This is a genomic window from Winogradskyella litoriviva (genome assembly GCF_013249065.1).
GTDB classification, from domain to species: Bacteria; Bacteroidota; Bacteroidia; order Flavobacteriales; family Flavobacteriaceae; genus Winogradskyella; species Winogradskyella litoriviva.
The window spans coordinates 116,400-130,631 of sequence record NZ_JABRWQ010000003.1 but is presented as its reverse complement, the minus strand read 5'-3'; the positions used below and the strand labels follow the sequence as shown (position 1 = coordinate 130,631).

Here is a 14,232-nt window from a genome sequence, read left to right as displayed (position 1 = left end):
ATCTTCAAAAATGATAATGAATCGTTTTTCAAGACAGAGCAGGATAGTTAGCGTTATTAATATATTTATCTTTCGTTAGATTTTTTAGTAATTTTTTTAATATATAATGTAATCGATGTTTTCTAAAAATAAACTTGTTTTAGTATTAAGCATTTTTAGTTTTTTCCACTTAAATGCACAAGTAACTTTATCATCAGATTTTACAGATGAAGATAATGAGAGTACAGCTTTACATAATATTTGGTCTATAGCCAATAGAATTAGTCCTCAATCTGGTTCAAATGTACGTCCAGGACTTAAAATGAATACTGTTAGAATGATTGGTGGAATCAAAAAAACTGTAAATGGTGAAAATGTAAAAGATTTAGATTTTGATACCTGTTTGTATGATTCTATTAATAATCAATATGTATATAAATTTGAGCGACTAATAGAAAGGTTAGATAATATTATTAATTCTCAAACAGAAATCCATCAAATTGTATTAGATCAACCGCCTTGGGCTTTTCAACATGGCTATACGTTTATTCCAGAAGGGACTATAGATTATGTTAATTTCAGAGAGAACGAACAAATATCTATTTATGGTAATTCTTTGCCTCCTGCAGACCAAGTTGCATACCATGATTATATAGTAGCTTTAATGACCGAGTTAGTTGATAATTATGGAGAAGATTTGGTTTTATCTTGGCGTTTTAGAGTCGGTTCTGAAATTGAAACACCAGACCATTGGTATGGTACCAAACAAGATTTTATAGAACATTTCGAAAATACAGAAAGCGCAATAAGAGCAGTTTTGCCGAATGCAACTATTGGTTTACATACAAGGGCTCCAGATTTTCTCTATCAAAATGGCTCAGTGTTAAATTACAAAGGTGAGCCTTTTGCTTCTTTTGCTGAGGGTTTAATAGAATATTGTTTTGATAATAATGTACAATATGATTTTTGGGGAATATCAGATTACGTAGTTTTAGGTAATGGCAATTTACGTAATATGAGCATTAAGTATAATCATTTATTCGCTGATTTGGTAAATCATCCAGAATGGGACGCTAGTGCAACTATTGATTTAATGGAGTATGCAACAGTAACCACAATGAATGGTGCTGATGGCAATGGGTTTATTAATGCAGAAACATCTCATGCAGAAATTGTAGAATTATATTTTTCTAATATTTTTTATAAAAATAAAGAGGAGGGTTTAGATTTAATTTATAGATGGGGTAATAGAACTGGTTCACAAGATCCTCCAGGAATTAGTATTTTAAATTCTATGAATGGTAAAGTGCATTATACAACAGATATTTCTGGTACACCAGAAACTTCAACAAATGATGTTGACGCTATTTTCGCAAAAAAGGATGGCGCTACAGAATATGATGTTTTAGTATATAATTATAATAACAATTCTTTAAACTATATATATAATGAAGAGGTAAATGTGTCTATAACATCGGAATTACCAGTAGGTACAACCTTATATTATAGAAGTATTTCGTATGACAAAACCAATAATAAACTACAGAATTTCTTAGAAGAAAATTCGGGACAAGCTTATGTAATGAGTGGATTTGATGATAAAGGAGATCCAGAAAGAATTTTAACTGAAGCTGGTTTAGCTGCATATGAAGCTTATGAAAATCCAAACCCACATCAATACAGTAATTGGGAAAGTATAGTAACTACTGTACGAGATGATGGTGAATCTGGTTCTGTAATAAGTGTACAAACAGAGGTTCCTTCATTTGCGTTCGAAAAGTTTGAATTTAGAACCGAAGAATATTTTACAACACCTATTACACCTGCAACTGTTGTTTGGACAACTTCAGAAGATTTTGCGCCTTGGACAGCAGTGAGTGCCGGAATGAATGTAAACACAGATAATGATTTATTAACCTTGAATTATTCAAGCGGATTTGCATTCCCAATGGCAGCAATTACAGGGTTAAATATTAATTCTGATTTGTATGACACCTTACAATTGGTTGTTAAAAATAGTACAGAAGATACGTTTCTTCAAATGGCGGCAAATATTCCAGGTACAGAATTTGCTTCAGGAAGAAAAAAAATTACCATCCCTAATGATAATGAGTGGCATACGATAGATGTCGATTTAACAGACTGGTCGCATTGGGAAGGTATTATTAACGAATTTAAGGTATATGAAAGTGTAAATACAGGTAGTATTGTTTTTGATAGAATAGAGTTTATACCTATTGCAGATAATGAGATTTTTGATGTAACAATAAATAAATTAGGTAATGGCATATTAAATTATGAAAGCGGAACTTCTTTTGGAGGGCAGCAATTTGATTTAAACGCAATTGCAGATCAAGGTTGGGTATTTCAAGGTTGGTCTGGTGATATAGTAAGCACAGAAAACCCGTTAACAATAACCGTAAATTCTGACTTAAATATAACAGCAACATTCACTCAAGACGGATTGTCTGTAGATGAAAATAATTTAGACAATGCTTTTACTGTTTTTCCAAATCCAAGTTCTAATGGTGTATTTACATTAAAAAGTAATACAACAGAGCTTTGGGAAGTGTACAGCCTAACAGGAGTTAAGGTGCTTTCTGGAAAAGGAAAGACAATAGATATCTCTAAATTTTCAAATGGAATTTATATTATAAAAATCAATAAAGCTTACAAAAAACTATTGTTTAACTAAGAGCTTTTGGCAATTATAAAGATTCGTTAATATGAAGATATTTTCAAAGATTTCAATATTCGTTTTTTTTGTAACTCTTTCATTTGGTTGTAAAACACCATCTTCAGATAATACTCAGAATTCCGAAAAAAGACCAAATATCATATTTTATTTGGCAGATGATCAAGATGTCTATGATTATGGATGTTATGGCAATGAAAAGGTGATTACCACAGGAGTAGACCGACTAGCTAAAGAAGGTATGCTATTTAAAAATGCCTTTACAGCGCAAGCTATTTGTGCACCAAGTAGATCACAATTGTTTACAGGAAACTACCCTCTTAAAAACGGATGTTTTGCAAATCATACAGCAACTAAACCTAAGATAAAGAGTGTAACATCACAAATGAAAAGCTTAGGGTATGAAGTTGTTTTAGCAGGAAAAAGTCATGTAAAACCATACAATGTCTATAATTGGGATAAAGAATGGGAACCAGTACCCAAAAAGGATGTGCCAAGAGATTACATTCCTTTAGATAGTATTGAAAATTATTTTAAAACTTCTAAAAAGCCTTTTTGCATGTTTATAACATCAAAATATCCACATGGAAAATATTTTGATGTAGAAAACCCAAATGCAGAAGACCTTAAGTTTTATCCATTTAATGCGCATAAAAAAAGCGATAAAGCATACGTTAAAAGCAGAGCAGGCTATTACCGAAGTATTGAAGAAGACAATACACAAATTGAAAAGGTATTGGAATTGGTTGATACTTATTTAGGTGACAATACCTTATTTATATACAGTGCCGATCATGGTGTTTCAGGAAAATTTACAGTGAAAGATATTGGTTTAAAGGTACCATTTGTAGCACGTTGGCCAAAGGTAATTAAGGCAGGTACAACATCAGATCAGTTAATTCATTACACAGATGTGTTGCCAACTTTTATGGAAGTTGCAGGAAGTAAGGAACGTAAGGATATGGATGGGAATAGTTTTTTATCGTTATTACAAGGCGATGATATTCAAGTAAACAAGTACGTTTTTGGTGTAAGAACCAATCAAAACATTTTAAACTCAGAAGTTTTTCCATCAAGAATGATTCGTGATAAGCGTTACAAATACATTCGAAATTTTAATTCAATAGAAGTTGTTGAACAAAATTTAACAGGAAAATCAAATGTAGATTACTTTATTAAAAGAGGTGCAAATGCACATAAAAATGAGCCTTTTGAGGAATTATACGATTTACAAAATGATCCATTTGAGCAAAACAATTTAGCTCAAAATTCAGAATTACAATCTTTGAAAGAAAAATTGAAACAAGATTTATTCAGTTGGATGCAGTCTCAAGGAGATATTTTAAATGAAGAATTTGGTAATATGCCAATTATCACACCAAAAGGAAAAAAAGGATTTAAGCTAGACCAAGATACGCCAAGAAGAAAAATCCCAGATTCCATAAAAAACACCCTTGCTAAAGACGACTATATTGTAATTGAACATTGGTAAAAAAAACTTATTAAAATGAATAAATTCTTCACATATGCATTTGGTTTAGCATTACTTTTTATGTCATGTAAAAATGAAAAAGATAAAACCGCAGGCACACAAGAGCAAAAACCAATGAACGTTTTGTTTATTGCTATTGACGATTTAAGAACCGAATTAGGTTGTTATGATGCACCACAAGTAAAGTCACCCAACATAGATCAATTGGCACAAGAAGCTCTTGTTTTTAACCGTGCCTATTGTAATGTCCCTGTTTGTGGAGCTTCAAGAGCTAGTTTACTCACAAGTATTCTACCTACAAAAACACGTTTTATAGATTACAGAGCAAAGGCAGAAGAAGAGGTTCCAAATGCTAAAACATTACCAGGCCTCTTTAGAGATGCTGGCTATACCAGTATTTCTAACGGAAAGATCTTTCATTACAATAAAGATGTTCAAGAGGCTAGTTGGAGTCAAAACCCATGGATGCCAGAAGGAGGACACAGAGTTAGTTACGACCCTGGGACTACAAAAGTGATTATGAAATCAGGGAATGGTCGAGTATACGAAGCACCAGAAGTAGATGAGAGTGCGTATCCTGATTATAAAATTGCTCAAAAAACTATTAGTGATTTACGTCGTTTCAAAGAAACAGGAGAATCTTTCTTTATGGCTTGTGGATTTTTCAGGCCACACATGCCGTTTTATGCGCCTAAGAAATATTGGGATTTATATGATAGAGATGCTATTGAGATAGCCAATAACCGTTATGTTCCTGAAAATGCTCCAACTTTATTACGTGGCAGTGGCGAGTTTAAAAGCTATAGTTTTGGAGAATATACACCTAATACTGACGAGTTTCATAAAATGATGCGTCATGGGTATTATGCTTGTGTTAGCTATGTGGATCAGTTGGTTGGAGAAGTGCTTGGTGAACTTGAGAACCTTGGTTTGGCAGAGAATACAATCGTTGTGATTTGGGGTGATCATGGTTGGCATTTAGGAGAGCATGAGTTTTGGGGAAAGCATAATACGTTGCATAATGCTTTGCAGGTTCCTCTGATTGTAAAAGTGCCAGGAAAGGCCAAAGGACAACATACTGAAGCTTTGGTTGAGAGTGTTGATATTTATCCAACGCTTTGTGATTTAGCCAATATACCTGCACCTGATTACATCATGGGAGAGAGTTTTAAATCCGTACTTGATAATCCAGAGCAGTCGTTTAGAGAAAACGCTTATGCACGTTTTAAAAAGGCTGATGCTATTGTAACAGAAGATTTTAATTATTCCTTATATGAAAATGGTGAGGAGATGTTATACAATCGTAAACTAGACCCAGATGAGAACAAAAATGTAGTAACTGATGTTAAATACAAGAAGGTGCTCGAAGACATGCGAAATACGCTGAAAATTAAGCAAGAAAAAGCAAATAGTTATAAATAAAAAGAGCTTTTTAAACTGGTATGAAAAAAACAAAAATTAGCATGTCTTATATTTTAAGAAGTATTCTTTTAATTTTTGTATTGTTGTTTCAAACTATACTTTTTTCACAATCAAAAGAGCGTCCTTTTATTTTAGTGACTATGGAAGAACGAAGTCAAATTCTTGAAAAAATAGAGACTCAAGATTGGGCAAAAGACATCTTTAATAAATTAAAAGGAAAAGCAGATTTTCAAGTTAAATCCTTTAATAAGAATCCGAAAACCTATTTAGAAAAGTTACCATTCAATTGGACCGAAGGTAAAAAAAACAGCTTTCCACCATTTTATAAAACCTACCATGTAGAAAATGGTATTCAAAAAAATCTTGATAATGCCACAGATGCAGAGAAGAAACATATGGAATTATTGGACAAATATCTTCAAATCGCTATGGATTGTGGCATGATGTATTATTTAACCCAAGAAGAAAGTTACGCTTATGTGGCAAGTAGTATATTATATTCTTTTACAAAATCGGTTCAAAAATCGAAGCTTTCAGATTGGCATGGAAGAGGAGGTTGGTTGTTTCCTTATGATGGTTTTAGAGAAGTACGTGTTTTAGGTTATAAAGTGCCTTTGATTTACGATTTTACAGCTTCTTATCTTAAAAATGGAGGGCAAGCATTTGATATCATCAAAAATAGAAAAGTAGATTTCCCAGTAAAAGAGCTTCAAGACGTTTGTAGAACCTATGCAGATATTACGATTAATTACGGTCATACAGGTTCTAACCATTCAATTTTAGAGTCACCAAGTTTAGTATATAACGCCTTGGCTATGGATGACGAAAAAGAGCGTGAAACATTATTATCCTATTTCCTAAATGAAAACACAGACAATCAAGACGCAATTAACGTCATGTATAAAAAGTATAAAAAGAAAGGTGATATATGGCCAGAGACCTCACAGTATTTAAATCATTCCACAGCCATTTTAGCTAAATTACTACTGGTTGTAAACAAATACAATCCGTCTTTAAGGCTTGGAGAAACATATTCCAATATTTTATATGCACTACCAAGATTAGATTATTTTGTGTATCCGAACAATGAGATTATAAGATGGGGAGATGGACATAGAAGTGCTCATGCACCATACGAGGCCTATGAAAATGCTTATACTGTAGCTAAAATGGATGGTTTACAAGATTTGCAAGATAAATTTGGACCACTCATTAAAAGAGCTTTGACTAAAGGTAAATACCGCAGAAAAAACATCGAAGCTTTGTTTTGGTACAACAATGATATTAGCAAAGAAGTCGCTAAGATAGATTTACCAAGAACAGATAGAGTATATCATGCAGGTATTGTATTGCAACGAAACTTGAGTAGTACAAATAAGACAAAAGATGGTTTAATGTGTTTTGTAGGTGGTGCTCATATGGTTCATGGTCATGCCGAAGGTATGAATATGGAATTGTATGGAGAAGGTCAAGTATTAGGCGTTGATCATGGACGGAAAAGCTATGGAAAAGACTTGCATGAAAATTACTCAAGATTATTTGCTGCACACAATACGGTAGTCGTTAATGGAAGTTCTCAAGGAGAAGGCGGATGGGTAAATTTAGGCATCAATATGGTTCAACTTATTTCTATGGAGCCAATAGTAGGCGAAGAAGCAGTCTCGCCTTACCATTCATTCAGTCAAACCAGTTTTGAAGACGATAAAGGAGACAAAGCAGAGGCGTCTCAAGAACGCACTTTGGCCTTAATTCGAACATCACCTACTACAGGTTATTATGTGGATGTATTCCGTTCAAAATCTAAGCTGCCAAATGAATATCATGATTATCTGTATCACAATATAGGTGATAAAATCGTTTTTGAAAATGATGATATGGGTTTTAAAAAAACACCAAAGCGCTATATGGCAAATGCCAATGGAGAATGGAGGCATAACAAAGTCTATAGAAATCCAGGATGGCATTTTTTTAAAAATGTAAAAACTTCAAATGCTTACAATAAAGATGTTAAGGCGACATTTAATACAAAAAAATTAAGTACGGGAAACGTATTTATGCAACTGCATATTCTAGGTTTTGAAAACAGGGAATATACCAAAGTAAAGGCACCAACTACTTTTGAATCGTCAAAGCCGTACGACAATATGCCAACACCAACATTGGTGATTCGTAATAAAGGCGAAGCTTGGAAAAATCCATTTGTTGTGGTTTTTGAACCTTATAATGAATCCGAAACGGCAACAATACAATCGGTTGAAAAATTAGAAGAGAATGGTGTTTATAAAGGTTTGAAAATTATTAGTAATACACCAACCGAAAAGTTGACACAATATGTGATAACCCAATCGAAGAATGGTATATTTCAAGATAAAGCCTTAGGTATTTACTTTCAAGGTACTTTTGCCGTAATTTCCTTGAATGAAAATAAAGATTTGAAAAGTATATACATTGGTGAAGGTGATAAATTGGTTTATAAAAACGAGACCATACAAACGGATGCCAGTAAAACCTATTACAAGGTCTATTAACTTAAGTTTATGCAACTGAATAAAATATCGAAATGCTTATCGCTAATTTTAGTCTTGTTAATACTTGTTGGTTGCAAGTCAAAAAAAGAAACAACCTTACTTTTTGTTGGTAGTTTTACGGATAAAAAACCAGGAGAAGGCATCCATGTCTATGAGTTTAATACTGAAACAGGTGAAGCCTCTTTTAAATTTACACTAGATAGTGTTACCAATACATCTTTTTTAAAATTATCTAAGAATGGAAAGTACTTGTATTCGGTTATGGAAAGTCAAATGCCATATCATGGAAAAATTGGATCGTTTGCTGTAGATTCCATAAATGGAAAAATAGACTTGATAAATATCCAAGATTGTGGAGGCTTAAATCCAGCACATTTAGAAATAGATAAAACAGGAAGGTTTTTAGCAAACTCTAACTATTCTGATGGAAGTTTAAGTATGTTTAGAATTAATGAAAATGGAAGTCTTAATCCACATTCCCAAGTTATAAAGTTTAAAGATAGTAGTATCATTAAAAATCGACAAGAAGCATCACATATGCATTCTTCAAATTTTTCACCTGAAAATAACTTTTTATTTGCTCATGATCTTGGAGCTGATAAAATAAGAGGGTTTAATTTTGATATTACTGCTCAGGATTCAATACTTCAAAACGAAAACCAAATTATAATGAAACCAGGAAGCGGTCCAAGACATTTTACATTTCACCCAAACGGTAAATTTGGATACAGCATTGCGGAATTAAGTGGTAAAATTACGGCTTTTAATTATATAGATGGTCAATTAGAATTTGTTGAAGATTATCAATCTTATCAAAAACAACAGGATATTTACAGAGCGGCAGATATTCACATTTCACCAGAGGGTCATTTTTTATATGCTTCAAACCGAGGGCCAGAGGAAGACAGTATTTCAATATTTTCTATCAATCTAGATGATGGTAGGCTTAATTTAATTGGTCACGAGCCAACTTATGGTAATCACCCAAGAAACTTTGCTATTGATCCTTCAGGTAAATTTTTGTTGGTTGCCAATCAATTTACTGATAACATTGTTATCTTTCGTCGGAATATTAAAACAGGAAAACTAACTAAGCTATCACAGGAAATAATTGTTGATAAACCTTCTAGCCTTCAAATGAGAAAGTATAGCATTAATTTGTAATTCAAAACAAACTATAAAATAAATTACAGAGAATCTCTTTCAATTAAGTTAAAAGGTACTTTTACGCTTCCTTTTTTATTATGTAAAACCATGTCTGCCGCAGTTTCACCCATTATTTTAAAATCGGTAGATATTACGGTAATTCCTAATAAATCTTTTAAAGGTGTGTCGTTATAAGATATAATGCCAATATCTTCACCCAATATAAATTCATCTTCTTTTGCTTGTTTTACTAAATTAACTAAATCAGATTCTTCAATTGTAATAAATAAATCGCCTTTTTTTATTATCATGTCGTGTATCACTCCATCTAAGATTTCAAAATCAAGATTAAACTCTACACAGAATTTTCTGAATCCGTGTAAAATTCGTCGTGGATACGGATAGACGGCCTTTTCAGGATATACTAATATTATTTTTTTATACTTCTTAATTTTAGAAACACCTTCTTTTAAGGCGTTGTAAATATCATTTTCAAAATCTTGATATATTTCAGCATGGTTGCTCTTAATTTCAGGCTTAATATTATCTAAAATAACTAACTTCTCTTGTGGTAGTTTTTCAATAGATTTAATAACATTATCAGTAAAACTAATATGTTTTAAGTCATCCGTTTTAAAATGGGGCATTATAACATAATAGTCGTAAGCCGCTTTATTCTTTTCTAATAAATTTAAAAATAGAGATTCATCACAGTGATAAATAATAAGGTCGGTATGAGAGTTTGCTCCCAAACTATTTATAAATGAGTTGTAAGTCCTGAGCTTATAGGAGCTTAATTTGTTTACTAAAAATAAAATATTAATTTTTGAAATTAGTTTTGTTCGGTTTACATAATAACCCTTACCACGTATGGCATTTATAATATTACGTTCCTTTAATATACTATAAGCTTTTTCAACAGTATCACGAGACAAATAAAACTCTTCACTAAACATGTTTATTGAAGCGATTTTTTGACCCATTGTTAAATTCCCTTCCGAAATATTATGAATAATAGAGTCTATAATCTGTTGGTATTTTGGTACCCTTGATTCTTCATCAATTTTTATAAATTTCATCATTTCCAAAATAATCGGAGTTTTAAAGATTAAAGCTTAATTAAGTTTGACACAAATATATGAAGTTATTATTTCTTTGATGTTAAAAAATGCTTCAAACATTTCAAGTTTTAAGGGCATTGTTGTAATTTATTTTCTTTTTAAATACATAGGTGTTATCAGTGACAAATCTAATAATGATGCAGTGATTATAACTTAAAACTTTAGAATTAGATATTCTTTATTACGTTAAAACTATTTTACATTTTATACTAATGCTAATTTTATAGTATGGTATATTGAATGATATTTATGTGGTTTTTTAAATTTTTAGTTAAAACCTAAGCTTGTCTATACGGTACAGTACAGGATACAAAAGTTTTTTTTGAAATATATATTTGGTTTAATAATATATTTTAATACTATTTATGGAGAATAATACAAAGAATTTTAAATATGTAGATTATTTGTGGGACAATGATAAGGCTTCGTCGTTTGGTGATAACCAAGTTGATTTATTTTTGTATCGTTCAAATCTATTAGGAGCTGATTTAAGAATTACTAATTACGGTGGTGGAAATACAAGTTGTAGAACCATTGAAAAAGACCCATTAACTAATGAAGATGTGGAAGTGATGTGGATTAAAGGTTCTGGAGGCGATATAGGTACTTTAAATAGAAGTGGAATAGCAGGTATTTACACAAAACGACTACGAGATTTAAAGAATGTTTACGGAGGTTTACAGGACGAAGATCGCATGGTTGGCTTATTTAATCACTGTATTTATGACTTAAATAGTAAGGCGCCTTCAATAGATACCCCTTTGCATGGTTTGCTACCATTTGCACATATTGATCACTTACATCCGGATGCTTTAATTGCAGTAGCAGCAGCTAAAGACAGCGAAAAAGTAACCAAAGAAATTTGGGGAGACACAATGGGTTGGGTCCCATGGCAACGTCCTGGTTTTGATTTAGGTCTACAAATTGAAAAATGTTTGGCAGATAATCCTGGTATTAGAGGTATCGTTTTAGGTTCTCATGGCTTATTTACTTGGGGAGATTCATCTTATGAGTGTTATATGAATAGTTTGGAGGTCATTGAAATGGCGTCTGAATTTATTGAGAAAAAGATAAAAGAAAAAGGTAATGTATTTGGTGGACAAAAAATAGAAAGTTTACCAAAAGAAGAGCGTTTAGAAAAAGCAGCTCAAATGATGCCTTTATTAAGAGGACTATGTTCATCCGAAAATAGAATGATTGGTCATTTTTCGGATACAGATGTAGTTATGGAATATATTAATAGCAATGATTTGTCAAGATTAGCACCTATGGGTACATCTTGTCCAGACCATTTTTTGAGAACTAAAATTCAGCCGTTAGTATTAAAAATTGATAAAAATGCAGATTTATCAGATACTGATGCAATTTTAAAGAAATTAGAACCAGCCTTTGAAGCTTATAGACAAGAATATGCAAATTATTATAACACGTGTAAAAAGGATAACAGTCCTGCAATGCGTGATGCAAACCCTGTAATTATAATTTACCCAGGTGTTGGGATGTTTAGTTTTGCAAAAAATAAACAAACTACGCGTGTTGCAAATGAGTTTTATATTAATGCTATTAATGTAATGCGAGGAGCAGAGGCAATTACAGAATATACATCTTTACCTAGACAAGAAGCTTTTGATATTGAGTATTGGCTGTTAGAAGAAGCAAAGTTACAACGAATGCCAAAAGAGCAACCTCTTTCTCGTAAAGTAGCTTTAATTACTGGTGCAGGAGGCGGAATTGGTAAAGCAATTGCAGATAAATTAGCAGCAGAAGGTGCCAATGTAGTTTTAACAGATATTAATGAAGAAAGCCTTGTTACAGCAAATGCTACATATAAAAGAGATGTTTCAACCTATGCTGTTTGTGATGTAACTAACCCAGATTCAATTACAAAAGCCTTTAAAAAAGCATGTATCGAATTTGGAGGAGTTGATATTGTTGTTCATAGTGCCGGACTTGCAATTTCTAAACCTTTATTAGATACAACAGACAAAGATTGGAATATTTTGCAGAGTATATTAGTGAAAGGACAGTTTGATCTTGCTAAGCAATTCTCTGCAATTACACGTAAACAAGGCCTTGGTGGAGACTATATTGCTATCGCTAGTAAAAACGGATTAGTTGCAGGCCCTAATAATGTAGCCTATGGTACTGCGAAAGCAGCACAACAACACATGGTACGTTTATTAGCTGCTGAGTTAGCAAAAGATAAAGTTAGAGTAAATACTGTAAATCCTGATGGAGTTATTGTAGGTAGTAAAATATGGGAAGGTGCTTGGGCCGAAGGTCGAGCTAAAGCTAACGGAATTAAAGTAGAGGAATTACCTGAGTTTTACGCAAAAAGAAATTTATTAAATAAAATCATTACACCAAGTGATATTGCCAATGGAGTTTTCTCCTTTGTGGGAATACTTGATAAATCTACAGGAAATATACTAAATGTAGATGGAGGAATGGCAAACGCATTTGTTAGATAATACAAAAAAAACACAAATTTGTTTAGTAAAAGAAAACTTCCAGAAATTCAATTAGAAGTAATGGAAGTTTCTTTTTTATGAAGAGTCAATTATTATGAAAATACAAAAAGAACAGATTACCGATTTTAATAAAAACGGTTTACAGAACCACAATGAGAATTTTGATTTTTTAGCTCAGAATTTGGCTAAAAATGGTCATAATGTTACGGACATTGTTTCAAAATTATCAGAATTTCAAGTTGCTATTCCTAGTTGGGCATTAGGAGCTGGAGGAACACGTTTTGGGCGTTTTGGATTCTACGGAGAACCATCAAGTCTTGAACAGAAAATTGAAGATGTAGGCGTTCTACATAGCCTAACACAAACAGCAGGAGCAGTTTCATTGCATATTCCTTGGGATATTCCTTCAGATTATAAAGCTATAAAAGAGAAAGCAGATGCTTTACATATTAAGTTTGATGCTGTAAACTCTAATACATTTCAAGATCAAAAGAACGCTACAGAAACCTACAAGTATGGTTCTTTAAGTAACATTAGTCAAGCGGTTAGAGAACAGGCAATTCAACATAATTTAGATGTCATTAAAATTGGGGATAAATTAGGGTCCAAAGCATTAACTGTTTGGTTAGCGGATGGGTCTTGTTTTCCTGGACAAAACAATTTTCAAACAGCGTTTCAAAATACTCAAGATAGTTTAATAGATATTTATAAAGGTTTACCACATGATTGGAAAATGCTTGTTGAATATAAGCCTTATGAACCAAATTTCTACAGTACCGTAATACAAGATTGGGGAGCATCTTTAATGCTCGCAAATGGATGTGGAGATAAAGCTTATACATTAGTAGATTTAGGTCATCATTTACCAAATAGTAATATAGAACAGATTGTTTCTATTTTACAATTAAAAGGCAAGTTAGGCGGTTTCCATTTTAATGATAGTAAGTATGGCGATGACGATTTAACTGTAGGAAGTATAAAACCATATGCTTTATTCTTAATTTTTAATGAATTGGTTTATGGTATGGCAAATAACCCTCAAAACCCGGACTTAGCATGGATGATTGATGCCAGTCACAACGTTAAAGATCCCTTAGAAGATTTAATACAATCTCTTGAAGCTATACAAGAAGCTTATGCGAAAGCGCTTCTAATTAATCAAGAAGAATTAAAAGCGGCTCAAGCCAATAATGATGTTGTAAAATGTCAAGAAATTTTACAAGGTGCATATAGAACAGATGTAAGACCATTGTTAGAAAAAGCACGTTTAAATAGAGGTGGAGTAATTAGTCCAATTGATGCGTATAGAGCTTTAAATGTAAGGGGAGAGTTAATACAGGAAAGAGGTAAAAACACAGTAGCTACAGGGCTATAATCC

General features: G+C 32.5%; 8 protein-coding genes. 7 read left to right on the top strand and 1 reads right to left on the bottom strand.

All coding sequences use genetic code 11. The annotated features are described in order from the left end of the window. The first annotated feature begins 115 nt into the window (after nt 1-115). The 5 genes from HNV10_RS07265 to HNV10_RS07245 are packed head-to-tail and all read left to right on the top strand — an operon-like array spanning nt 116 to nt 9,280. A complete protein-coding gene (locus tag HNV10_RS07265) occupies nt 116-2,674 on the top strand; it encodes an InlB B-repeat-containing protein (protein WP_173300676.1) in 2,559 nt (852 codons plus the stop codon). A 31-nt stretch (nt 2,675-2,705) separates the two neighbouring features. Next, a complete protein-coding gene (locus HNV10_RS07260) occupies nt 2,706-4,166 on the top strand; it encodes a sulfatase family protein (RefSeq protein ID WP_173300675.1) in 1,461 nt (486 codons plus the stop codon). Nucleotides 4,167-4,181: 15 nt separating this feature from the next. After that, complete coding sequence (locus HNV10_RS07255; protein ID WP_173300674.1) at nt 4,182-5,588, top strand: sulfatase; 1,407 nt, start codon at nt 4,182-4,184, stop codon at nt 5,586-5,588. Nucleotides 5,589-5,608: 20 nt separating this feature from the next. Then, on the top strand, nt 5,609-8,116 hold the full coding sequence (locus tag HNV10_RS07250) for a heparinase II/III domain-containing protein (RefSeq protein WP_173300673.1): 2,508 nt from the start codon (nt 5,609-5,611) through the stop codon (nt 8,114-8,116). Between the two features lie 9 nt (nt 8,117-8,125). Then, nucleotides 8,126-9,280 (top strand): lactonase family protein, encoded by a 1,155-nt coding sequence (locus HNV10_RS07245; RefSeq protein ID WP_173300672.1) that lies wholly within the window; start codon nt 8,126-8,128, stop codon nt 9,278-9,280. A 23-nt stretch (nt 9,281-9,303) separates the two neighbouring features. Here the strand turns inward: HNV10_RS07245 and HNV10_RS07240 are convergent, their stop codons facing one another. Continuing rightward, nucleotides 9,304-10,344 (bottom strand): GntR family transcriptional regulator, encoded by a 1,041-nt coding sequence (locus tag HNV10_RS07240; protein ID WP_173300671.1) that lies wholly within the window; start codon nt 10,342-10,344, stop codon nt 9,304-9,306. 404 nt (nt 10,345-10,748) lie between these two features. Here HNV10_RS07240 and HNV10_RS07235 point away from each other — a divergent pair, with 404 nt between their 5' ends. After that, entirely contained in the window at nt 10,749-12,854 is a 2,106-nt protein-coding gene (locus HNV10_RS07235; protein ID WP_173300670.1) for a bifunctional aldolase/short-chain dehydrogenase, read from the top strand. Nucleotides 12,855-12,948: 94 nt separating this feature from the next. Beyond that, nucleotides 12,949-14,229, top strand: a complete 1,281-nt coding sequence (locus HNV10_RS07230) for a sugar isomerase (RefSeq protein WP_173300669.1) — start codon at nt 12,949-12,951, stop codon at nt 14,227-14,229. Nucleotides 14,230-14,232 lie beyond the last annotated feature (3 nt).